Genomic DNA, 23166 nt, shown 5'->3' with positions numbered 1-23166 from the left:
TTGTTGATACAACGATCCCATTCTGAATTCCCTTTTAGATTGACAGGGAATCGTCTCAAGAACGCCATCCTTAATTAGTGGCTTGATCAGCAAATCGCCAACCAGCAGTCCATCAACAATTTCCTATACAAGAACGTTCTTTTTTGTCTTGCCGACCCAGACCACAGTACGGCTTGAACACACACTACTCGATCGCCATCTTCATGTCGAAACGAAGAATCTCTCAGCCTGTCTACGGCACGACGAGGGGCGGTGATCTATCCGGTATTTATCAAAGACAATGTACTGGGAAAAAGACCCGTACTGCACGATATCACAACTCGATAGGTTCTTCGAGACCGGGATCGGCATTGAGGATCACATCCAAATACGGCTGTAACTGGTCGAACTGCGCTGTCAGTTCTACGTGTTGGCGCTCCGGATCGTATTCGATGACCCCCGCCGATTCTAACGTTGGGATGTGGACGTTATGCAACGAAAGTTGGATCTGTGTGAGCACCTCCTCAGAAACCTCTGTAACTGGCGTCCGATGATTATATTTGAGAATCACCTTCGTGAGGTCGTTCACCGTCAACGAGTGCTGCTCTTCTGCGAGTACCGCAAGAATGATTCGACGATGCTCATCTCGACAGAGATCGAGTACCGTGGCAAAGTTGCTCGGGCCCTCATCCATTACGAGTAACGTAGTCTACTACTCGATTCAGTCTGACTCTTTAGTATCCAACATGCCTTTAAGCACCGTCTCGGGAAGAAGACGCTACGTCGGACAGCGTGTGGTCGGGGTGGATTACTTCGCCAGCGACTTTCAATATCTCTTGACTTACTGATGACATGCCCTGCTCATTACACGTAGCCACGAATATTATCGGGTCCTGCTAGAAACTTCGGTGATCAATATGAACATCTACGTATCAGTAGATTCACCAAACCGGTATGAAAACAACCCTATGAGAATCGTTCTATGACACCCTTATTATAGATAAAAAGCACAATCCAGGCCTAGTAATAAATTCAAATCTCACTAGCCACATTCCTCAACACCTATTCGCCCTCAGGACGAACGAGGGGGTATGCGCGGCCTCGACGAAGTCGACATCCAAATCCTGCGGCTCCTCAACGAAGACGCCCGCCGGTCGTACAGCGAGATCGCCGAGCGGGCGGACGTCTCTCAGCCGACGGTGACCAATCGGGTCGAACGCCTCCGCAAGCTGGACGTCATCCACAGATTCACGCTCGATCTCGACCGGTCGATCCTCAACGAGGGCGTGTCGGTGCTGATAGACATCGACACGTTTGCATCCACCGTCGACAACGTCGCTCGCGCGTTCAAGCAGCGAGAGGGCGTCCACACGGTCCACATGACGGCCGACGCACACGCGATTGTGCTGGCTACCTGTCGCCCCAACGACGTCCACGAGCTCGTCGCTGAGACGCTCAGGGAACCGCAGTACTCCGCGTACGAGGTGAAGCTCCTTGCGGATACGAGGACGGACCCATCAATTGACGACGTCAAGTTCTCTGTCGAGTGCACCACGTGCGGCAACCAGGTCGTCAGCGAGAATGGGGTCGAGACCCAGATCGACGGGACGCTGTATCACTTCTGTTGCGAGCGGTGCGAAGCGGACTTCGAGGCGAAGTACGAACAGCTCCGCGAGAACGCCTGATCGCCGGCGTGCCCAGGTACAGTGCAACGGTTTGATTTCTAAATGGGAATATGGTTAAATACGGTGTACATAGAGGTATTACATGAGACAGGCACTCCGGGCGGCTTTCGGCGGTCGAATGGGCGAGCTGGCGACCAGCCAGCTACCGCTCCAGATGAACGGGATGGATGGGGGCATGTGGGGCGGGATGGGAATGATGATGTGGCTGCTGATGATGGTCTTCTGGATCCTAGTCCTGCTGGCTCTGGCCGGCGGGGTGTACTGGCTCTACTCCCAGCTCTTCGGCTCCTCGAGCGACGGCTCAGCTGGTGAGTCCGCGGCTGACGCCACGGGAGAGAGCGCTCTGGAGATTCTCGACAAGCGCTATGCCCACGGCGAGATCGACGAAGAGGAGTACGTGAACCGGAAGAAACAGATAACGAGCGAGGGCGAGCAATGAAGACGGCCTTCGACCGTCGATCGGGGCCAGCTTCCGAAGTGTCGATCGTCACCGCCCAGAACGGGTTCGATCTCGCCGACCGATGACCGATTCGTCGGGCTCACCGCCGAACAGCACGTCCCGGGTTACTCGACGAGCGGTCGTGGGAGCGGGGCTCGCAGTCGCCACCGGCTTGGGCGGCGCCGGTTACGTCGCAACGCGTTATCTCGAAGCCAACGATGATCCGCGATCGGATTCGCAGGGTCCACGGTCGAACCCTAAGCCATCCTATGGAAGTTCAGACCGCGAGTACGAGCTGACCGTCACGACCGGCGAGATTGAGGCAGCACCGGGCGAGACCGTCGAGACGTGGCTCTACGACAGCCAGTATCCGGGCCCGGAGCTACGGGTCCGGGAAGGCGAACGCGTGCGGATCACCATTCGCAACGAACTTCCCACGGAGACGACAGTTCACTGGCACGGTATGAAACAGCTGGGATCGAACGCCATGGACGGCGTGCCGGGCGTCACGCAGCCATCGATCGAGCCGGGCGAAGAGTTCGTCTACGAGTTCGACGCAGCACCGACGGGCACCCACTGGTACCACAGCCACGTCGGGCTACAGCTCGATCGCGGCCTGCTCGGGCCGCTGATCGTCGAGGAGAATGATCCGCACGTCGCGTACGACCGGGAGCACACGATCGTCGTCGACGAGTACCTCACCGGCGAACCAAAGATAACGTCGGTCGACCGGGGGATGATGAGCGGCTTCCCGGGCGGCCCGGCGTACGACGGAACGCTGGTTAACGGCAAGCTCCCAAGCGACCCGGACATCCTCTCGGTCGAAGCCGGCGAGCGGGTTCGGCTGCGATTCCTCAATGCGGGATCGATCAAGAGCCATCGCGTCAGCGTCAGCGGCCACACGATGCAGGTAACGCACGCGGACGGGCCGGCGGTCGAGCCGGTCGAGGTCGACACGTTCGACCTTGGGATGGGCGAGCGCTTCGACGCAGTGATCGAGGCTAACCGGCCCGGTACGTGGGAAATCCGCGCTCGCCCGCTTGACGACAAGACGCCATCGGGGCGCACGCTGCTCCACTACGACGGGTCCGACGCCGACGAGCCGCGCCGTGAATCGGTCGGCACGAGACGGCTCGAGTACGGCGACCTCACGGCCGTCGGGGCGCTCGATCAGTACGATGGGCCACCGGACCAGACGATCGAGGTCGACCTGTCCACTGGCGGGATGATGGGTGGCGACGAGGGCGAGTGGCAGATCAACGGGCAGGTGTACCCGGACGCGGACCCAATTCACATAAAGGAGGGCGACCACGTTCGGCTTCGCGTGGTCAACCACAGCCCCATGCGCCACCCGATGCACCTCCACGGACACCACTTCGTGGTCAAGGGCGCGCTTCAGGACACCGTGACGGTTCCGGGCCACATGGGCCAGCGAATGATGGACTTCGTCGCGGACAATCCGGGCGACTGGTTCTTCCACTGCCACAACCTCTACCATCTCCACACCGGGATGGCCCGCCTGTTCAAGTACGAATAGCGGTATCGGAAGATTTCAGTAGGGAGCGTCACTCTCCATTTCATCCGCGGACAGTTGTTCGCCGTCTAAACTCGCACGAACTTGTCGTATGACCCGTCGTCGTACGTCGCATAAACGAGGAACGGTTCCTCTTTCGTTCCAGGCATCCCTGGCGACCCCGCCGGCATTCCCGGGAGCGCGATCCCCGCGACGTCTGGCGTCTCCGCCGCGAGTTCGTTGATCGCTTCGAGCGGGACGTGGCCCTCAACGTAGTACTTGCCCACGCTCACCGTGTGACAGCTCTCTACGTCTCTGGGCACGGCATATTCGTCTTGCACCTCCGCGAGGTCCGAGACCTCTTGGACATCAATGGAGACGCCGGAGTTCGTCTCCAGGTACTCAGTGTACTCGAGACAGCACGAGCAGTTCGGGGACCTGTAGAGCACCGCGCCGTCAAGGAGGGACGCAGCGGCTGGCGAGACCTCGGCTTCGGACGGTTCGTCCGAGCCGAGGCAGCCAGCGAAGAATCCCGCGGCAACGATACCAGCAGCGCCCAGAAACGAGCGGCGACTGAGGTCCGCCGCGTCTGTGGCGTCGTGTGGCGAAGAGCGGGGCATCAATGCAGATAGTGGGCTCCCCAGCAGCTAAGAGTGTTTCGACGTGCTACGGGCCCGCTCTGTCGCTCTTGAACGCGTCTCGGATGACCTGTTGTGGCCGGCAAGCTGGTCACGAGCTCTCCGTCCGAAGTAGTTCGCCAACATCGGTTTTGAACTTCTTCATCACACCATTTTGTCATATATATGGTTCCATTCTTATCATAATAGACAAATTGGGATTTACCGGATACAAGGATTAAGGTCGCAACTCCGGCTGGTGGTTCGGCGAGTCCCCCGAGACATGGGGTGGGAATCGCTGAGAGTGGCCAAAATTTTATCTTTGCCACCCCGGAGAATTGGCAAAGTGCGATCCCCTCAGTTGTGGAGAGTCATCGGGGCAAGCATGGCCCAATGCTGCTCATGGAACGGAACACAGTCCCCGATCCAGTACCACGAGTAACCCCGACAAACACAGATGAGAGAATTCAGTACCTCTACTAACTGAGTTTCTCCTCTAACCTACGATTCTGTAACTTGCAGGTCAAACGAAGTTGTAATGAGTTCTCCGTTCGGTTTCGCCTGAAGAAACAGCCGATATCGACCAACTGTCGGGAAGCGTGTTCTAAATCGGACAATTCCGCCAGCTGGATGCCTCTCCTCAGGGTGAACATGAAGATAGGCAAGATCGCCATCTCGAATCGCTACGAGATGACCCAATGCCCCGAGATACGGTTTGAGCTGTACGACCTGATTATCACGGCGTATCTCGAAATCGAGTACGGTATTCTCGCTTGGTGGAATACTCGCCGGGGACATCTGGATTTCGTATCCACTGACTGTGACCTCTCGTGATGTCTGAGGACGCTGCTCATAGTCCGCAGACCCTGATGCGAGGAGGTCGACACCAAGTGTAGTCGGTTGGCCTTCAACAAGAACATCGACGAACGCTCGATAGACGCCTGGATCTGGGAGAGTATACTCAACTGACCATGCCCCATCTTGGGTCATCTCTGGATGTAAGTGCTGAAAACGTGTGAGATCACGCCGGACGAGAACTAGGTGAGCGAGCTGATCGTGCGTCTCCTCAAACTTGGTTACAATTTCCCCGTTTTCGCCTTTTATCTGGAACGACCACCCCTGTTCGACACCTGGGTTAAGCCGGGTTTCGGCTGTCTCAAGCCGTAGACCATCCGTAGCGACGGTCAGTCCGCCCGGTAGCGCGTGGCTCCCCTCGCCAGTGTCTCCTCGGGAATGCTCCACTCCGTGGTTGTCTGAATCCTTAGGCCCTATGTCGTGGTGGTCCTCGCCCATACCTGCTGTTCGCCCGCAGCCCCCTTCCGTCTTATCACGTCAAACTAAAACAACCAATTGGGAGATATCATAGCTTCTCTGCCACTTAGCACTAATCGAATGAGGTTCATCTGGGTTAAAAATCAAGCCTGAGGATTTATCTATCGATAGGTCATCGGAGTCACGACCGTTCGTAGTGAAAGAGGTAGGTTTGAGCATAACCCGCGTACCCACCGAACCGCTCTCGAAATGCCGTAGCTGTAGTCTTATAGGAATCCGCCACATCGTCAGGGAAGTACTGCTCGATAAATCGTTGTGTCCACGTATCGATTGGGACTGCTTGTAGGTGACCAAAGGCAAACAATGAAACACAGTCAGCTATTTTGGGACCAACTCCGGGGAACGATTGAAGGTTTTCGTGGACCTCCTCGTACGATCTGCTACGCAGGAATGCCTACGTGATATCCTCCTCTACAACCATCTGAGTCGTCTGCTCAATGTATGGTGCACGGAATCCCAGATCGAGATCTCGGGGTTCGCTTCCCGATGCGGCCGCTAACTGTTCAGGGGGCGGAAAAGCATAGTACCTGGACGCATCAACGTAGACGCGACTGCCAAACTCCTGTGCGAGGGTAGTCTGAAGGACGTAAATTCGTTTGACAGGTATCCGTGCTGAACAGATAAACGAGACGAGGCAGGGGAAGAACGGATCACGGACTACTCAGAGACCGGAGTGCTGGCGTCTGGCCTTTTCGACTGTATGATCCTCGGGGAAGCTGGCAAAGATTTCGTCAAGATCGTCGTCGAGTCTAAGTCGGTGACGAAGAATGGCAGCTGCATCCGTTGTTGCTCGCCAGTCTAACTGGCCTGATTGCTGCCAGGTGAAGATAAGGTCATCCTCAACGACCGTATAGTACCAGTGGTCACCACTAGACGCAGTTTTCTCCTCGTATATCCCTCCATCAATACATTGTCAGAGAAACGACTGGGCGCTCTCGAGTATCACCTGTAAATCGAGTCGGTCAATGCTGTCCGGAATTGAAAGTGAGCCCGAATACATTGTCTTCTAGTGAGGTAGATACAGTCAGAGCTCAGCCATCGACCAGTCTGGGTCTTGAACTACTACCCTAACTGATTTCCTCAATACTGGTTGTTTCCATCGACCCATCCTGCTCTTCTCTCTGGACGCGGAGTCGTATCCCTTCCTCGGTATCGCTTCCCTCCACCGTGTTCACTATTTTCGGGGTCGCTTCTGGGTCCAGAACAGTCAACCGATCGTCGTCAGTCACAATACCGTAGCCACTTTCGACGCAGTGGCCCATCAGTGCACACTCTCGTGAGTGCGTTCGGGCCTTCTCAAAGAGCTTATCGCGAGCGTTCTTCCGAATACACCCAACGTCAATAACGTAGCCGTCGACGGTTTCAGTTGCCATAGGCTCCCTAGTGTCCTGTTGCCTTTGCGTGTTTGGGTTACTCATGCCTTGTTTTGCCGCCGATTGACGGAAGCTTCAGACGCTCTTACGGGAAGATTCCGTCAGGCTAACCAGGATTTGGACGCCGTCTGGCGATATGGCATCGCTCAGACGGCTGGCGCGGATGTGTCGAGACCTTGCCAAACAGCATGTTGATGATCCGGACGTACCCGCCGCGCCGGATGGCGCGGACGGGTACGCCGAGTGGGCACAGATCGCGTTGATTCTGTTCCGCGTCAAACTGGAGAAGAGCCTCCGTGAGACCGAGGACTATCTTGATGAAATGCCCGGCGTCCTCGCTGTATTTGATCTCGATGCGCCACCCCACTACAGCTCGCTCTGTCGCTGGGAACAGGAATACCGGATGCGTGAACTCCGCCGCCTGCTCCGCGCTTCGGCGGAGCAGGCGGGCTGGAGCGGAGAAGCGGCTATTGACGCGAGTGGCTTCCAGCGCGATCAAACGAGTTACCACTACCGCGATCGCGCGAACTACTCGTTCCAGTCAATGAAGACAACGATCTTGATCGACGTGCACTCGCTCGCGATCAAAGATGTCCATTTCACGACGCAGAAAGCGTGGGACGGCCATATCGGGATGCAGGTCTTCCGCCGGAATGCGGAAGACCTGCGTGTGATGTCTGCTGACGCGAACTACTCGTGGAGCGACCTCCGTGAGGAGTGTCGCTCCGAATCAACGCGACCATTGGTCAAGCACAGGGAGCAGACACCGTTACAGAAGGCTCACAACGCCCGGATGAACGAGGACTACAACCAGCGCTGGATGAGTGAAACAGGCTTCTCGCAACTGAAGGAAGACGGCGGCGAGAAGTTACGCTCCCGAACGTGGCATGGCCAGTTTCGGGAGCTCACACGGAAGTGTATCGTGCATAACCTCACGCAGGCGGCGAGTTAGGCTCGCCACCTGCTCTCTTTCTCCGGATATATCCGGGAGAGGCATCGCCGTCGTCATCGAAAAGACAACGCTAGATACCATAGTTCTGACCCTTCAGAAACCGACGGTAGAGGGGGCTATTGCATCTTCTGCGTTCGAAAGCTCGTCTCTGAGGCCGTGACGCTGCAGGCTGTTAGCCCCACCCCGCCGCTGTCTTGCGTTCAACAAGGCAGTTACTCATCAAGTTCACGCTCTGAGAGAGAGCTATTTGCAGGCCCATCAAGAAATGAAGGACGAGGCGTTCGATCCAGTTCAGAAGACGGTAGCACCGGGGACGACGGTCGTCTGGAAAAACACTGGTTTAGCCGACCACCTCGTTGACAGTGTACAATTTCATGATGCCGCAGACCAGTGGCAGTTCCGCACGCAAACCCTTCGATCCGGCGACAGCGCCGTCTACGCGTTTGATCAAGAGGGGGTCTACGAGTACTACTGCGGCCTCCAAGGAGAGGAGATGTGCAGGGTGATTCTCGTCGGCGATGTCTCACTCTCGTCGGCGATGTCTCACTCTCTGATTCACTTCCATGTGAATGACGGGGAGAACGATAGGCAACAAACGGGCCCTGTAAAGAATCTGCCATAAGAAAATAGCGTCTATTCTAGCACGGCAGTCGAAGCAGTCGCTGGCGATTGCCGCCGGTGAGTCTTTTGCTCTTGCCATCGAAAAGAGACCATCAAGTGAGTACGTTATGAGTGAATACCACGGCTCGTCGTCAGATGGAACGGCCAGCCACCACGAGGAGTCGCACGAGCCAGGTACCATGATGCTCCAGCACCCGACGATGGAGACCTGGCCGCAGTATCCCATTATCATTCTTGGCCTCTGGCTTCTGGCAAGTCCGTTCACCTTTGGATACGAGAGCCTCGCAATGACCGTCAGCGACATCATAAGCGGGACCATCCTGATTGTGCTCGCCGCAATGGTGCTGGTCTTACAGAGTGGATGGGCGAACTACGCAAACGGCTTTGTAGGACTGTGGCTTCTCCTCGCACCTCTACTCTTCTGGGCCCCGACCAGTGCCGCCTATCTAAACAATACGCTCGTTGGAGTGTTCGTCATTACGTTTGCCGTCCTCGTCGTGATGCGGATGGAGATGTCGGGACCGGACGTTCCGCGCGGCTGGACGTACAACCCGTCGACGGCTGCACAACGGGCACCAATTCTCATAGCTGCACTCATCGGTTTCTTCTTCTCAATGCATATGACCACGTATCAGATTGGCTATACTGACTTTGTTTTTGAACCGTTCTTTGGACAGGGGACCGTGAACGTGCTCACCTCTGATATCTCTGAGATGTTTCCGGTCTCTGACGCCGGCCTCGGCGCCGTTGCCTACGCGATAGAGGTCCTTATGGTATTTATGGGCGATAAGCGTCGGTGGCGGACGATGCCATGGATGGTCACGCTTTTCGGTATTGTCGTGATTCCACTTGGTTTCGTTAGCATTATTCTCATCATCTTACAACCGCTGGCTGTCGGGTCGTGGTGTGCCCTTTGTCTCCTGTCAGCGCTGGCGATGCTGTTCATGATTGCGCTCACCGTCGACGAGGTAGTCGCGATGGGGCAGTTCCTCTATCGACGTACTCGTGAGGGTGAATCGCTGTGGCGGGCCTTCTGGATGGGAGGAACGTTCCCTGAGTCAGAAGCTGGCGTGAACGAAAAAACTCGCTCCGACGCTGGGTCACCCCGGTCGATGTTCTGGGGGCTGACGACGTCCTGGTACCTTGTCGTCGCCACGGGATTAGGCCTCTGGTTGATGGCATCGCCAGCCATCCTTGGTACCACTGGCGGAGCAGCTAATAGTAATCAGCTGGTCGGGGCACTCGCCGTTACCTTCTCCGTGATTGCGATGGGCGAGCCGGCACGCATAGTCCGTTTCATCAACGTCCCGCTCGGCATTTGGATCATCGTGGCTCCGTGGATACTTACGGGTGCGTCTACACTCACGTTAGTAAATTCACTGGCGGTTGGCGTCTTGCTCGTCCTTATCAGCATCCCCCGCGGTACAATACGGGATAATTACGGTGCTTGGGACAGAATAGCCAAGTACTCTGTCATGTGAAACCGCTATTTCTCCTAGGTCTACCATCGTGAACGGGTACGACTGAGGATTTACGGATGCTCGCCACGTATGGGATGGCATGGAAATACTGGTTATCGGCGGTGATGGGTTCGTTGGTCGATATCTCTGTGCCGAACTCGTAGAACGCGGCCACACAGTCACCTCGCTGTCTCGATCTCCAGACCCTGAGGTACTCCCTGATGATGTCGAGACGACCACCGGTGACGTAACGGACTATGACTCGATAGAAGGAGCCTTTGAGGGGAAGGAGGGAGCCGTAAACCTCGCAGCGTTACCGCCACTCCACCAACCCCGACCTGGCACGTTTCACGACACTGTTTGCACTGGCGGGGCAATGAACGCTACCCATGCTGCCAGCCAACACGGTATCGAGCGGTACATCGAGATGAGTTCCCTTGGCGCGGACCTGAATTCCCCAATAGCGTATTGGCGGACACAGGGACTTGGCGACATGGTCGTCCAATACTCGGACCTTGACTGGGTAGTCCTTCGACCATCGTTCGTCTTCGGCGAGGGAAGTGAGACGTTTGCGTTCATCAAGAGGTATACCACGCCATATGTAACGGTCCTCCCTGAAGGTGGGAAGTACCCGACCTTCCAGCCGCTGTATGTCGAAGACCTTGCTCAGATGACTGCCGAAACACTGGAAAACGATCAGCACGTCGGCAAGACGTATGACCTCGGCGGGCCAGATGTGATGACATTCGCTGAAGTCACGCGGATGCTGTACCGTGCAGAAGGGAAATCAGTTCGCGTGTTCTCGGTGCCGATGCGACTTGCAGAGATAGCGCTACACGCAGTCGATCCACTTCCGTCCTTCCCGCTCGGCGTTGACCAAGCTCGTGCGTTACAGATGTCAAACGTGACGGACCACAATGACATCGATGCGTTCGGACTCACACAGTCTGACTTACAACCGCTCTCAGAGTACCTAGGCGTAGAATCTGTACAGCAGAAACGGATTCAACAACCTACTCAGTAATTTCGCGGCACAGTTCAATCATACACTGAGATTCTCGTCATAATCTATTAGATAATAACCTGGTTGATTTCTATTGAATAGATTGTGAATCATCCCCCTCTCGGAAAATAACTCATGAAATCGAGATCAGGTACTGGAGTGGGTGATAGGGTCGAAAGAACATCATCGCACCCTCGATCGTGACCTGCTGGTACGGTCGAGGAGTAAATCGGTTTATCCGACCGTATCAGGAGAGATCAACGGGACAGGCGTCGCCGTACTGGATCCCCTGGACGAGCCAGAACGTCGAGAGGGGGACGAAGACGATCGCACCGAGCAGAAATTCGAGGCCGCCGAGGGGAAGCATCGTTATGATCCCGGCGGCGCCGAACAACCCGAGGACGGCGCTTGCGATCGCCGCGCCACAGGCCGCACAGCCCGCGCCCATCGTCCCCAGGACGACCCCGGTGATGCTGCCCGAACTGTGGATGACCGAGAGCCCCTGAGTGTTCAGGTGGTAGGCCAGCATCGCGACGTTGACCCCGACGAGGAGGCTCGTCACGGCCATTCCGGTGCCGGTGACGGGATCGGCCCCGCCGCTGACGAATGGCAGCATGTAGTAGAGGATCTCGAGGCGGGCCTCGATCGGGAGCGACCCGAAGACGACCACGTCGGTGAAAAGCGACATGTTCTGTGCGATGACGATTCCCAGAAGCGAGACGACAGCAGCGACGAGCGCGACGGCGGCGTATGCCGGCCCCGAAAGGACCGCACCAACGGTCCGACCGACGAGACGGAGGTCCTCGCGGCCCCCCGGGAGTAGGCGGTTACCGAGCATCGTCTTTCACGTCCATAGAGGTCGGTCGGTCCCCGGTCCCATCAATCTTGTCGGTCACGTTCGGCCGAGTTTCGGCCATGGCTATAGCTCCAAGGTGTTCGCGAAGACCTGGTACTCCTGGTAGCCCCGGATCTCGGTGCGGTGCGCGCCATCCCGGAAGAGATGGAAATACGGGGTGGCGTCGACGTTCGAGCGGGCGGCGGCGTCCTCGTCCAAAGCGATGCGTTCCTCGTAGGCTCCAGACTCGGCGTCCTCGCGGATGGGGTCAGTATCGAGGTCGGTGTTTTCCTCGAGGAAGGAGACGGACTCCTCGATAGCGCCCTCGTCGCTGTCGATCGCCTCGCGGTTCTCGAAGACGTGTTCCCGGAGGTCCCAGAACGCGTTGGCGTCGCGGTCGTAGGTCGCCCACTGGATCGCCAGGGCGGCGTCCGACCAGTCCGAGATGACCCCCAGCCCGCGCCAGACGATCGAGAGCTCGCCGCTATCGGTATGCTCGCGCAGGTCGGGCATCACCTCCGCGTCGAAGTCCGCACACGCCGGACAGCCCGGATCGTCGAACATGACGATCGCCGCGTCGGTCTCAGTCGGGTACGGTCCGATGACCGGCGAGTGGTCCGAGCTCCGCGTTGAGGGGTGGTCGATGACCTCGTTCAGCGGCGGGTTCCCGGACTCTTCCTCTGTCTCCTCTTCGGTTTCGGTCTCTTCCTCGGTTTCGGTCGTCTCCTCGGTCTCTGTCTCGGTTTCCGTCTCTTCGTCCGTTTCCGTCTGCTCCTTGGTCTCTGTCTCAGTTTCGGTCTCTTCTTCGGTCGGCTCTTCGGTCTCTGTCTCGGTTTCCGTCTTTTCTTCGGTCGGCTCCTCGGTCTCTGTCTCGGTCTCTTCCTCGGTTTCGGTCTCTTCCTCGGTTTCGGTCTCTTCTTCGGTCTCTGTCTTGGTTTCCGTCTCTTCGTCCGTTTCCGTCTGCTCCTCGGTCTCTTCCTCAGTTTCGGTCCGCTGTTTGGTCTCCGTCTCGTTGCTGGTTGCGGTCTCCTCGTCGGTCTCGTTTTCCGTCTCCGTCCCGTTGTCGGTCCCCGCTTCGGTTTCGTCGTCGGTCTCCGTCTGGGTTTCCGTTTCCGTCGGTTTGTCGGTGCCCCCCCCGTCCTCGTCATCGCTGGCGTTCTCGTCGATCGTCTCCGGATCAGCGACGTTCGCCCCGTCCTCGTCGTTGGATAGTGTGTCGGTACAGCCGGCCAGAAGCGCGGTCGTCCCCGCCGCTGTGAGGAGGTACCGTCTGGTCGGTCCCGATCGTGACGCGGACTCTCCTTCTCGAGGACCGACACGCCGCTTATCAACCATTGGAGGGTGGAATTAGATCCACGGTGATAAGTGACCTGATTCTCCCCGGACCCCTCTGAACCGTTGTATCTGGCTCTCTTCCACTGTACCCCACTTTCAGTACCTGCTCAACTCAGTCTCATCATTTGTAGATGTTGTGATAGAAATAATGAAGGACGTCTTTTAGAAGTTCTGGTGGGTCGTGAACCCGTGCTCGCCCCCGTTCCGAGGGGCGAGCACGGGATAGTTGACGAGAGCATCAGTATCTGCGCTCCCCTCGACAGTAACCGATTCGACCTCTCGGTCGGCACTCGCACTCATGACGACATCGACGTCTTCTAGCGCCTCCTCGACAGCCTGCTCGCAGTGTTCGCAGCATACCCTCTACTCTGATTGGCCCACTCATACGGGTATAGATACGGGATCCCATTTTTGTCGTTTCCTGCTTTCATTCCAAAGTTGATGACGTGTAATCCACTGCAGGCATATTTTGTCCAGGTGTTGGGCGCAGACGACGTCGATGAACTCAAAGACCGTATCAAGGACGCCGACGCCGTCGAGCACCTTTTTGTCACTGCCGACAGTAACATCTGGTTCTACGCCCGCGCCCAGGTTCAGAACGTCCGTCGGTGGCTCGATGGACTTCTTGACGACGACATCGACTAAGGCCGTCGCGCACTACCTCAGCCAGCTCCAAGATGAACTCACTCACATCTTACTCGAACAGTGGGGGCGCTCGAAAAGCACGACGTGGCGAGTAGAGGTGAGCGAATCGTGAGTACCGTCATCGGACGCGTCGAAACTGCGCTCCCCGAGACCAGTACCCGAGAATGGTGGGCGCTATATCTGCTTGCTCCAGTTGTACTCATCGGTACAGCGCTTCTCGTATTCCCGACGCTCGTCTACGACCAGTTCATCGGACAGTATCTCTGGAGACTGGTCGTCGCCGACGCTGCCGGCCAACCGGTGGCGCACGAGGGGATTCGTGCCATCCGCGGTTACAACACCGTGAACACGCTAACCTATCTCGCTGCGGTCGGCTACAGCCACCCCGGGTTACATGCGTATCTTGATGCTTTGGACGTCTCGTTTGACGTACGACCGGCCTAAGGGTTCGCGCCGATCATTATCGCCGGTGGTGTGATACGAGTGCTTGAGGACATCGGCTGCTTGGAGACTACGCGGTTCTGTTCATCACGCCGTCGATCTCTTCGTCAGTCATCCCGATCACCATCTTCGCACTCGGGATCGGAGTACTCACCCGTGATCAAAGATTCATTCCGGTCCCTCAGACAGTTGGTACGGTCGGAGCGATCTGGGCAATCCGTGCTGTCGGATGGGCCTTTTGGTAAGGTACAACATCGTCCGCTTCGCTTCGACTGTGGGTACCAGTCGCGACAACGGGAGTCGCACTTGGGGTGGCCGGCCTGTACTACTGGGGAGCGGGCTCCATCGAGAGTGTGCCGTTGCGGCATCCTTTGATTGTGCTCGCTGTCTTCGGGCAGATGTGGGACGCCGCCCAGAACCTCATCGGTGTTACGTTCCTCGGCTACTCGCCAAAACTAGTCGTAACAGACTTCGTGTACCAGGTGACTGGGTTCGCCGGGTCAACGTTCGTCCTCAAACTCTTCATGGCCGTGGGAGTCGCCTGGTACCTCGCGGATGCGAAAGAGGAGATGGACCAGACATAGTGGTGGCTCATGACGTTCTTCATCGGGGCGATCGAGCTGCCGATGGGCGTTCGCGGATCACTCGGGGTGATGCTGGGGGTTTGACAATGTAAATAGTGAAAACGAACGGTACGCCACGACGGTACGGAGCGACAATCGTCTTTGTCTATCTAGTCCCGGCACCGAGTTGAGCTACCCACGGCTAAAGCCGCGGGATTCAGCGTGGACTCCTGTTCTGGCCTCTGATGAGGCAGGAGAATAATCAGCTACTGTCAGTGATCGTGTTCGTGGCCGTCGTCCTCGTCTTCACTACTGTCGTGTCCACCTTGTCCGCTGTCACCACCGCTTCGAACGGTCTCATTCGGTTCTATTGAATCCGCAGAGGGCGGCGAGATTCACTGTTTGACTGCCTGTTCGACGTTGTAGACTGCGGCGGTTAGCGTGATCTCTCGGAACTGACGGTACCAGGCCCGCGCTCGGACGGCGGAGCCGTACGAGCGCTTGATCACCGAGTTCACGGTTTCACAGATTGACCGTTGGTTGTAGAGGTCGTCTTCGATCCGCGCGTTGTGAGCGTGATCGTACGGCGCGAAGACGCGGTGCTTGATGAGCGGTCTGACGTCTTCAGCCCGTAGCTGTTCGCGGAAGCTCATGTCGTCGTAGCCTTTGTCAGCAGCGAGACTGAGCAGGTCGCCTGCGTTTCGCAGAGCGACCTGCGGGCCGATGTTCGTGCCGTTGGGCCACTTCGCGCTACAGTGGACGTCGATAACCGCGCCCTGCGCGGTATCGACAAGGAACGTCGTTTGCACTGTCTGTACGTCTCGGTCACATCGTTTGAGATAGTGGTTCGACGCCTGTCGGCGGTCGAAGTAGGTGGCGTCGATGGCAGCGTGACCGTTCTGATCGAGCAGCTCCGACGAGAGTCGGAGCAGCTCTCGCCAGATGCGCATCGGTGCTCGGTCGAAGGATTTGCAGAGCGCAGATGGGCCAGGGAACTCGCCGCGCTCGAGGACGAGCGCGGCTCGTACTCGCTCCATTTCTTCGGCCCAATCGATGACCTCGACGAGCGTCGCTTCCATGTGAACCCGGAGAAAGTGCAAGACAGCGTGCTTCCAGCCGGCAACTCCGTTGCCGGCAGGATGACTGACCTGCATCACCGCAGCATCAGTAAGTTTTCGTGCGATCGAGACAGCCTGTTTAACGAAGCGGAAGAGGACTTTTTCCACAACTGGCTTCTTCCGCTTCATCTCTGTCGTTCTATCGACTCACCCCGACGCAGTCTGTGGATTCAATAGATCCGTCTCATTCAGTTCGCGGATCTTCTCGTGAGTAGCGTCGGGTAATTCAGACTGCGGCTCAGCCATTCCAGGTTGATCATCGAGCTGGGGATCACCGACAACAACGCACCCGATCATCCCTGTGGTTTCGTGTGGGCGACAGTAATAGTCATAGACTCCTTCGGTTTCAAATGTATGTTCAAAGGTTGCCCCTTGGTCGTCAACTGTCCCGCTATCCCATGCCTCAGCGTCATCAGGAACCCGCTGGGGCTTGTCATTCGCCAGTGCATAGGCGGTCGTCGTATGAGAACCGCTCTCGAGTGTCCACGTGACTGTCTCTCCGGGTTCAATTTCAGCGACATGAGGCTCAAAGTGAGTTCCAGAGTCGTTCGTCACCATAGTCACTTCGGCTGCACTCTCAGACGCGCTGTCTGTTTCGTCGTGGTCGCTCTCGTTCTCGGAGTCCGAACTCTCTCTACCGGTCTGATTAGTGGTTTCCTCGCTCGAGTTAACAGCACTTTCGTCTGGACTGGTATCGTCCTCTGGTTGGTTGTCTTCGGATAGGCACCCGGCAAGCCCAGTTACGATTACGCTAGTTATCCCAAGTACGTGTCGTCGAGATAGCTGATTATTCATCGTGCTCCGAATTAATGAGGCATCTGCACTGGTTTCCTTATTCAGCGTATAACGTCACCCTATTTAGTATATAACATCGCCCTATTCAGCATATAACATCACCAGTCGACCACTTCGCTTCAGTCCAAGTATTTAAGTTTCAGCACAGCAACACCTGTAGTCTGGCCACGCAGCACTCGATAGCACGTTCTTCGACCGTCGCTCAGCCTCATCATACTACCGCCAGCGGTCAGGCAGTAATGTGCAGACGCTGAAGGTCACGACATTAACCGATAGAGAGTCTCTTAGCGTCCTTGACGTACATATCTCAGCCCGGTGGAAACACGATACCGAAGATCGGGCTGCAGGTTGTCCGCCGGAACGTGGACGACCTGCTCTCGGTAGCCGCTGACAAAGCCTTCCACAACTGGCACACGAAATACGAGTTTTACGCGCTGAGTGTTGAGCCACTCATCTTACAGCGTGGTGCGAGCTGCGCGATATCCTCGAGACGATGGGGCAGTACGTGGACGTCTACAAGTTCAGTGGTAGGTCGTTCGCGCTGATGCCAGAGGAGGCCGTAACAAAGCTGATCGATCTGTCATGAGTGCGATGTCAAAGTGTCCACGGGTAGGTTCGTTGAGAACGTTATCATCCGGGACAACGACAAGGTTGAGCAGTACTTCGAAGAGGCTGAACGGCTCGGGTTCGACATTGTAGAGCTTTTGAGTGGTTTCCTCGCAATTGGAACCGACGACATGGTACAGATGACAGACGTCGTGGCGAACGACTATGAAATCAAACCAAAACCGGGGATCAATGTCCAGTTCGGAGCAGGTGACGCTACCGACCCCAAGGTCCTCGAGGAGCAGGGCCAACAGGACCCCGAACAGGTTATCGAAGAGGGCGTCGCCACCTAGATGCCGGTGCCGAGTTGCTGATGGTCGAGGCCGAGGGCATAACTGAGGAGTTGACTGAGTGGCGAACCGACGTCGCATATTAGATCGCAAACGAATTCGGGATCGAGAACCTTGTATTCGAGGCACCGGGCTCCGAGATGTTCAAGTGGTAATCAAGAACTTCGGTCCCGAGATTAACCTGTTTGTGGATAACCCCCAAATCATCGAACAGCAATGTATGCGCTCTTGCCTCTGGGGTAAGGCAACTACCTGGGAACGGAGCGTCACTTGGAAGGACAACCAAGAATTGGAGTACGGGCCTGGGCCAGCTAACTGGCCGTTTTCAGCTTTGGGTAGCTCGATCCAACCCTAATTGCCATCCAAAGCAACAAATGAGCAAGATATTCACACGCACTCTTTGGTGGGACTTTTCCAGTGGAGAGCGTCTGAACTAGTGGGACCACTCCTTGTTTAAACCAAGAGACAGTGAGTGTGCCTATGCTCAATACGAAGGGAGTACTCTCCAATGAAAGGACTCAGCGCTTGATGAACAGCCAGCTAAGAATGAAACAGAGTGACCCGAGTAACCATATACCTGTTAGACCATTCAGGAAGCAGAGCACCTACCAATTCCGCTCAATAGGTGAAAAGCGATGAATTTACTACTACTTGCGATCGGTGTGCTCCTCCTTGCCAGTGTCATCATTGATCTCCTCTGGACAACGCTCTGGGTGGAGGGAGGCGCCGGACCGCTGACCTCCCTGTTGATGGCATGGATATGGCGAGTGTTACGACAGTTCGGGGAGGAAAATTCACGAGTCCTCACCCTCTCGGGACCGATAATTCTCACTATTAGCTTGGCGACGTGGATTGTGCTGCTTTGGAGCGGGTGGGCGTTCATTTTCGCCAGTGGTGAGAACTCTATTATTGATACCATGAATCGAAACCCTATCTCCTGGTCAGACTGGATCTATTTCTCTGGATATACAATCTTCACGTTAGGAAACGGAGATTTCATCCCACAAGAGGGTGTCTGGCAGATTATGACGACTCTCGCGACGGCGAGCGGGATGCTCTTTATTACACTCAGTGTTACGTATGTTCTCAATGTTCTGAGTGCAGTCACGCAGAAACGGTCTTTCGCCAGTGGCGTAAGCGGACTCGGGGAACACGGTACCGAAATTCTATTTACGAGCTGGAACGGCGAGGAGTTTGAGGGGCTTGAGTTACCCTTGAACACCTTTACTACCCAACTGAACACACTTACGTCGAATCACAAGGCGTATCCAATCCTCCATTACTTCCACAGCAAACAAACCGGCCAATCACCGATTGTGAGCGTTGCCATCTTCGACGAGACATTGTCACTTCTCCAATTTGGGCTCTCCAAGCAATCCCATCCGACTAACACAATTATTAAAAACGCCCGATCGAGTGTCGAGAGCTATCTAGAAACGCTCCAGAATTCTTTCATCGAGCCTGCTGATCGTTCCCCACCGCCACCAAATCTCGATACACTTCGAGAAAAAGAACTTCCGACTGTTTCTGATGAAGAGTTTACCGCAGCTCTTGAAGACATGGATAAACGGCGACGAACACTCCTTGGTCTCGTAGAATCCGACCAACGAGAATGGCCCTCCCCTAACGATAATTGAAAAGAATCGAAACAATTTTTACTAGGATAGTACTTGTTCTGTAATTCCCTACATTAAGAGAATCTATTTTGCTAGCGCTAATGGGCTTCCACCATGTTACTTTGACACATATCCCCTTTTATACACGATATCAAGTGATGAAGATGGTTAGATCATAAAGGCAGATCAGTTCATCTGTGGACCCTCTGACAGCTCATTCTGCTACCCATATGACTTGGTGAGAAATGATTTGGAATCTAAAGCCACCGCTACAATTGACGCTAGAAAATAAGCAGGAAATGTAATCAAAGAAAAAACCGTATATTCTATCGAGATGAACAAGACACAGTTCTTGGAGAGTGTTTCCGATAGAACATGAGTCGGGGGATGTTCAACGCTAATGTCGGATAACCCCTACACCCAACACCCTTGAGTTCAAATTAGTACCTAAGAAACCCATCTATGGACGATCACAACCACTCAGAAGACACCGAGGATCCGTCGAATCAACCGCCGGACCACAGTAGCCACCATGACCATAATACTCAAAGCGAAGACGAACTAGACGAGGATGTTCCTCGGACCGAACAGTCGCTGCTTGAGGAAGAAGCCGAGGATGTAGACGAGGCCGAGCAGGAACTGCACGAACGCTCCGAGCACCATATGGATCACGGAGATGGAGAGCACGATCACGGTGACCATGGCGGGATGCATGAAGGGCACGAGCAAATGTTCCGCCGCCGATTCTTCATTTCGACAGTTCTCTCAATTCCTGTCCTCCTCTACAGCGAAGCCCTGCAAGATTGGCTTGGCTTCTCTGTCCCAGCATTCCCCGGGAGCGAGTGGATCAACCCTGTCTTTGCGATAATCGTCTTCGCGTACGGTGGTGTCCCCTTCCTCCAGATGGCGATTCCTGAACTGAAAGACCGTTCCCCGGGGATGATGACGCTCATCTCGATGGCAATTTCGGTCGCGTTCGTCTATAGCCTCGCGAGCGTGGTCTTCCCGACACAGTCGGCGTTCTTCTGGGAGCTCGTGACCCTGATCGACATAATGTTGCTTGGTCACTGGATCGAGATGCGCTCGGTACGACGGGCGTCGAGTGCGCTCGACGAACTGGCGAAGCTCATGCCCGACACCGCCGAACGGATTACCGAGAGTGGTGACACCGAAGAAGTTCCGGTAAGCGAACTCTCTGAAGGTGATCTCGTCCTCGTTCGTCCAGGCGCGAGCGTCCCCGCCGACGGTGTCGTTGAAGACGGCGACTCGGATGTCAACGAGTCGATGATCACCGGTGAGTCCCGCCCAGTCTCGAAGGAGCCCGGTGACGAGGTAATCGGTGGAACGATCAATGGTGATGGGAGCCTCCGGATTCGAATCGGCGCGACGGGCGAAGAGACAACTCTCGCAGGTATTATGCGACTCGTTGAGGAAGCTCAAGGAAGCAAATCGAAGACGCAGGTACTTGCTGATCGTGCAGCTGGATGGCTGTTCTACGTCGCCGTTGCAGCGGCAGCCGTGACTGCTCTCGCATGGACCGTTGCAGTATCATTTAACGCAGAGGTTATCGAGCGTGTCGTCACCGTCCTCGTGATCGCCTGTCCGCATGCACTCGGGCTCGCCATTCCGCTCGTCGTCGCCATTAATACGTCACTCGCAGCTCGCAATGGGATGCTTATCCGTGACCGTATCGCTATGGAAGAGGCACGAAACCTTGACGCAATCATCTTCGACAAGACGGGGACACTCACCGAAGGTGAACACGGTGTGGTCGATATGGCGACCGTTGACGACATTGAGGAAGATGAAGCGCTGGCCTTGGCTGCAGCTGTGGAAGGTGACTCCGAACACATGATTGCACGGGCGATCCGTCAAGCGGCCGACGAACGAGAAATTAGTGCACCTGATGCGGACGAGTTCGAGGCGATGAAGGGGCGAGGTGTTCGTGCAACCGTCAATGGTAACGAGGTCTACGTGGGTGGCCCAAATCTCCTGAACCATCTCGATAGCGACATCCCGCCTGCACTCCGGACATTTGCTGATGAGGCCGGTAAAAATGCCCATACTGTCGTGTACCTCGTCCGCGAGGGAGACCTAATCGCCGCCTTTGCAATGGCGGACGTCATCCGCGAGGAGAGCTACCGGGTCGTCGACGCGCTCCACGACCTCAACATCGAAGTAGCAATGTTGACTGGCGACTCTCGTGACGTGGCAAACGCCGTCGCTGACGAACTGGGCATTGACACAGTGTTCGCCGAGGTGTTGCCCGAGGATAAGGACGAGAAAGTCCAAGAGCTGCAGGATCAGGACAAACTCGTCGCAATGGTCGGTGATGGCGTTAATGACGCACCGGCACTCACCAGAGCAGATGTCGGCATTGCCATCGGAAGCGGCACCGACGTTGCAGTCCAGTCTGCGGACGTCATCCTCGTACAGAACAATCCAATGGACGTGGTCCGCCTCGTGAAATTGAGCAAGGCGAGCTACCGGAAAATGAAGGAGAACATTGTGTGGGCCGCCGGCTACAACGTCTTCGCCATCCCGCTTGCAGCTGGCATCCTCGCACCTATTGGGATCTTGCTGTCACCCGCCGTCGGCGCACTCCTGATGTCCCTAAGTACGGTAATCGTCGCGATCAACGCCCAGCTACTCCGCCGCGTTGACCTCTCGATACCGAACCTGCCGGGCGTGTCACCGTCTGCGGACGCTCGGCCTGCCGACTAGCGATTCCGAAGCCCCTCTAGAATCAGGTGGACGGCCACTGCCTGTTATTCGAGTTAGCTTTTTCGGAGTGGCCACCGAACGCTTCATTATGGGATCGAAGCGTTCTGACCTTCCGATGCAGATCGAGAAAATCGCACGGAAAGACGTGGTCACTGTCGGGACTGAGACCCCCGTCCAGGAAGTCGCTGAGACGATGTTCGACCGTCCGTCGGAAGCGTAGTCATCGTAGAGAACGACGAACCCATCGGTATCGTCACTGACCGGGACCTCGTTGTCGAACTGCTCGCAGCGGACGGTCCTACGAACCTCTTTGCAAATGAGGTCGACCCGGCAGAGATCACGGCGGCAGACGTGATGACGGCCGATCCGCTCGTCGTTCAGACTGATGACAAACTCCCGCGTGTCCTCCACCACATGGACAAGGCACACGCCAGACGCATTCCGGTCGTCAATGAGGACGGAACGCTCGCGGGCATCATCGCGCTCGACGACGTGATGGTTCACCTGGGGGGAGAGAGCGCGCACGTCTCGGCCCAGATAGACAACGTCGCTAGCGTCATCCATTCTGAATCGCCGCAGGAGTGATTGGGCATTAGTCCGTCTCATTCGTGGCGTCAGAGTATCAGTGAGTGGATTTATCGCCGTCCCAGTTGCTGCCACCTCGACGAATTCGACGTCGATTACCCCTGTCGTCACGCCCTTGGAATGCTGACCGCAGTGCCGATCGCTTGTTCAACCCAACGCGGCAATATCCAGCCGGTCTAACGAGTATTGCTGGTAGATCTGACCGATCTGGACCAGAATCATCTGCTCCGAGAATTCTAACATCCGTCCCTGCCCGTACATCTCACCGCCGTGCCCCCGTTACTCATGTCTTGGGCCATCTCATCTAGTACAATTCCAATGCCATTTGATGGTTGTGCTCCTCGCCGCCGTGCATGCAACGACGCCCGTCGAAACTAGCACTGTCGTTTCGTGACGCCTAGAATGGAGGACTCTCCGTGGTAGTTAGGCTGAAGCGTCGTACCCAGCGTCGTCGACTGCACTAACGAGCGCGTCAGGGTCTGCGTCTCCCTCGATAGTAGCTGATTCGGTCTCTCGATCGGCCTTCGCACTCGTGGCGCCGTCGACGTCTTCGAGTGCCTCTTCAACGGTCTGCTCGCAGTGTTCGCAGGCCATACCTTCTACGGTGATTGTCTGGCTCATACAAGTAGGGATACGGGA

23 protein-coding genes and 4 pseudogenes are annotated in these 23166 nt (G+C 56.1%); 17 read left to right on the top strand and 10 right to left on the bottom strand.

Annotated elements, in window-relative coordinates:
- Positions 1–313 precede the first annotated feature (313 nt).
- Positions 314–673, bottom strand: coding sequence for a DUF7344 domain-containing protein (locus tag LCF40_RS19355; protein WP_224829820.1), 360 nt, complete (start codon positions 671–673; stop codon positions 314–316).
- A 397-nt stretch (positions 674–1070) separates the two neighbouring features.
- Between LCF40_RS19355 and LCF40_RS19350 the strand changes: the two genes are divergently transcribed.
- The 3 genes from LCF40_RS19350 (at position 1071) to LCF40_RS19340 (ending at position 3640) form a co-directional block, all read left to right on the top strand.
- Positions 1071–1664: an AsnC family transcriptional regulator gene (locus LCF40_RS19350; protein WP_224829819.1), complete on the top strand. Its 594-nt coding sequence runs from the start codon at positions 1071–1073 to the stop codon at positions 1662–1664.
- An 82-nt stretch (positions 1665–1746) separates the two neighbouring features.
- Positions 1747–2103, top strand: coding sequence for an SHOCT domain-containing protein (locus LCF40_RS19345; RefSeq protein ID WP_224829818.1), 357 nt, complete (start codon positions 1747–1749; stop codon positions 2101–2103).
- A gap of 142 nt (positions 2104–2245) precedes the next feature.
- A complete protein-coding gene (locus LCF40_RS19340) occupies positions 2246–3640 on the top strand; it encodes a multicopper oxidase family protein (protein WP_224829817.1) in 1395 nt (464 codons plus the stop codon).
- Positions 3641–3705: 65 nt separating this feature from the next.
- On the opposite strand, the gene LCF40_RS19335 is transcribed toward LCF40_RS19340, so the two are convergent.
- From LCF40_RS19335 to LCF40_RS19320, 3 genes are all read right to left on the bottom strand, one after another.
- Positions 3706–4236, bottom strand: coding sequence for a DUF411 domain-containing protein (locus tag LCF40_RS19335; protein ID WP_224829816.1), 531 nt, complete (start codon positions 4234–4236; stop codon positions 3706–3708).
- Positions 4237–4734: 498 nt separating this feature from the next.
- Entirely contained in the window at positions 4735–5526 is a 792-nt protein-coding gene (locus LCF40_RS19330; protein ID WP_224829815.1) for a hypothetical protein, read from the bottom strand.
- Between the two features lie 1106 nt (positions 5527–6632).
- Positions 6633–6938, bottom strand: a complete 306-nt coding sequence (locus LCF40_RS19320; RefSeq protein WP_224829814.1) for a hypothetical protein — start codon at positions 6936–6938, stop codon at positions 6633–6635.
- A gap of 136 nt (positions 6939–7074) precedes the next feature.
- Between LCF40_RS19320 and LCF40_RS19315 the strand changes: the two genes are divergently transcribed.
- The 4 genes from LCF40_RS19315 (at position 7075) to LCF40_RS19300 (ending at position 10995) form a co-directional block, all read left to right on the top strand.
- Positions 7075–7890: an IS5 family transposase gene (locus LCF40_RS19315; RefSeq protein ID WP_224829813.1), complete on the top strand. Its 816-nt coding sequence runs from the start codon at positions 7075–7077 to the stop codon at positions 7888–7890.
- 265 nt (positions 7891–8155) lie between these two features.
- Complete coding sequence (locus LCF40_RS19310; protein WP_224829812.1) at positions 8156–8512, top strand: cupredoxin domain-containing protein; 357 nt, start codon at positions 8156–8158, stop codon at positions 8510–8512.
- A 106-nt stretch (positions 8513–8618) separates the two neighbouring features.
- Entirely contained in the window at positions 8619–9992 is a 1374-nt protein-coding gene (locus LCF40_RS19305; protein ID WP_224829811.1) for a vitamin K epoxide reductase family protein, read from the top strand.
- Positions 9993–10071: 79 nt separating this feature from the next.
- Complete coding sequence (locus tag LCF40_RS19300) at positions 10072–10995, top strand: complex I NDUFA9 subunit family protein (protein WP_224829810.1); 924 nt, start codon at positions 10072–10074, stop codon at positions 10993–10995.
- A gap of 226 nt (positions 10996–11221) precedes the next feature.
- On the opposite strand, the gene LCF40_RS19295 is transcribed toward LCF40_RS19300, so the two are convergent.
- From LCF40_RS19295 to LCF40_RS19285, 3 genes and pseudogenes are all read right to left on the bottom strand, one after another.
- Positions 11222–11812, bottom strand: a complete 591-nt coding sequence (locus LCF40_RS19295) for a hypothetical protein (RefSeq protein ID WP_224829809.1) — start codon at positions 11810–11812, stop codon at positions 11222–11224.
- Between the two features lie 81 nt (positions 11813–11893).
- A complete protein-coding gene (locus LCF40_RS19290) occupies positions 11894–13144 on the bottom strand; it encodes a DsbA family protein (RefSeq protein ID WP_224829808.1) in 1251 nt (416 codons plus the stop codon).
- Positions 13145–13306: 162 nt separating this feature from the next.
- Positions 13307–13529 (bottom strand): annotated as a pseudogene (locus LCF40_RS19285) (heavy-metal-associated domain-containing protein).
- 101 nt (positions 13530–13630) lie between these two features.
- On the opposite strand from LCF40_RS19285, the pseudogene LCF40_RS23590 reads away from it, so the two are divergent.
- The 4 genes and pseudogenes from LCF40_RS23590 to LCF40_RS19270 form a co-directional block, all read left to right on the top strand.
- Positions 13631–13777, top strand: a pseudogene (locus LCF40_RS23590) (ArsR family transcriptional regulator); the annotation flags it as partial.
- Positions 13761–13901 carry a DUF7123 family protein gene (locus LCF40_RS23985; RefSeq protein WP_465269283.1) on the top strand — a complete coding sequence of 47 codons (141 nt, stop codon included), beginning with the start codon at positions 13761–13763 and terminating at the stop codon, positions 13899–13901. The pseudogene LCF40_RS23590 and the gene LCF40_RS23985, both read left to right, overlap by 17 nt.
- Positions 13898–14233, top strand: coding sequence for a hypothetical protein (locus LCF40_RS19275; RefSeq protein ID WP_224829807.1), 336 nt, complete (start codon positions 13898–13900; stop codon positions 14231–14233). Before LCF40_RS23985 ends, LCF40_RS19275 begins: the two co-directional genes overlap by 4 nt.
- A 308-nt stretch (positions 14234–14541) precedes the next feature.
- Positions 14542–14814: a DUF63 family protein gene (locus LCF40_RS19270; protein WP_318247916.1), complete on the top strand. Its 273-nt coding sequence runs from the start codon at positions 14542–14544 to the stop codon at positions 14812–14814.
- 374 nt (positions 14815–15188) lie between these two features.
- Here LCF40_RS19270 and LCF40_RS19265 read toward each other — a convergent pair whose 3' ends face one another.
- Positions 15189–16040, bottom strand: a complete 852-nt coding sequence (locus tag LCF40_RS19265; protein ID WP_224829806.1) for an IS5 family transposase — start codon at positions 16038–16040, stop codon at positions 15189–15191.
- A gap of 18 nt (positions 16041–16058) precedes the next feature.
- Complete coding sequence (locus tag LCF40_RS19260; RefSeq protein ID WP_224829805.1) at positions 16059–16706, bottom strand: plastocyanin/azurin family copper-binding protein; 648 nt, start codon at positions 16704–16706, stop codon at positions 16059–16061.
- Between the two features lie 136 nt (positions 16707–16842).
- Here LCF40_RS19260 and LCF40_RS19255 point away from each other — a divergent pair.
- From LCF40_RS19255 to LCF40_RS23335, 6 genes and pseudogenes are all read left to right on the top strand, one after another.
- Positions 16843–17176: pseudogene (locus tag LCF40_RS19255) on the top strand (transposase); the annotation flags it as partial.
- Positions 17176–17882 (top strand): annotated as a pseudogene (locus LCF40_RS23585) (phosphosulfolactate synthase); the annotation flags it as partial. The pseudogenes LCF40_RS19255 and LCF40_RS23585, both read left to right, overlap by 1 nt.
- A gap of 355 nt (positions 17883–18237) precedes the next feature.
- Positions 18238–19239, top strand: coding sequence for a potassium channel family protein (locus LCF40_RS19245; protein WP_224829804.1), 1002 nt, complete (start codon positions 18238–18240; stop codon positions 19237–19239).
- 441 nt (positions 19240–19680) lie between these two features.
- Positions 19681–21942 carry a copper-translocating P-type ATPase gene (locus tag LCF40_RS19240; protein WP_224829803.1) on the top strand — a complete coding sequence of 754 codons (2262 nt, stop codon included), beginning with the start codon at positions 19681–19683 and terminating at the stop codon, positions 21940–21942.
- A gap of 88 nt (positions 21943–22030) precedes the next feature.
- Positions 22031–22162, top strand: a complete 132-nt coding sequence (locus tag LCF40_RS23340) for a CBS domain-containing protein (protein ID WP_263623768.1) — start codon at positions 22031–22033, stop codon at positions 22160–22162.
- Between the two features lie 134 nt (positions 22163–22296).
- Positions 22297–22527 carry a CBS domain-containing protein gene (locus tag LCF40_RS23335; protein WP_263623767.1) on the top strand — a complete coding sequence of 77 codons (231 nt, stop codon included), beginning with the start codon at positions 22297–22299 and terminating at the stop codon, positions 22525–22527.
- A 423-nt stretch (positions 22528–22950) separates the two neighbouring features.
- Here LCF40_RS23335 and LCF40_RS19230 read toward each other — a convergent pair whose 3' ends face one another.
- Positions 22951–23148: a heavy-metal-associated domain-containing protein gene (locus tag LCF40_RS19230; RefSeq protein ID WP_224829802.1), complete on the bottom strand. Its 198-nt coding sequence runs from the start codon at positions 23146–23148 to the stop codon at positions 22951–22953.
- Positions 23149–23166: the final 18 nt, after the last annotated feature.

Source organism: Saliphagus infecundisoli (genome assembly GCF_020177375.1).
In the GTDB taxonomy this organism is placed as follows: domain Archaea; phylum Halobacteriota; class Halobacteria; order Halobacteriales; family Natrialbaceae; genus Saliphagus; species Saliphagus infecundisoli.
This window is presented reverse-complemented; position numbering and strand designations above follow the sequence as displayed.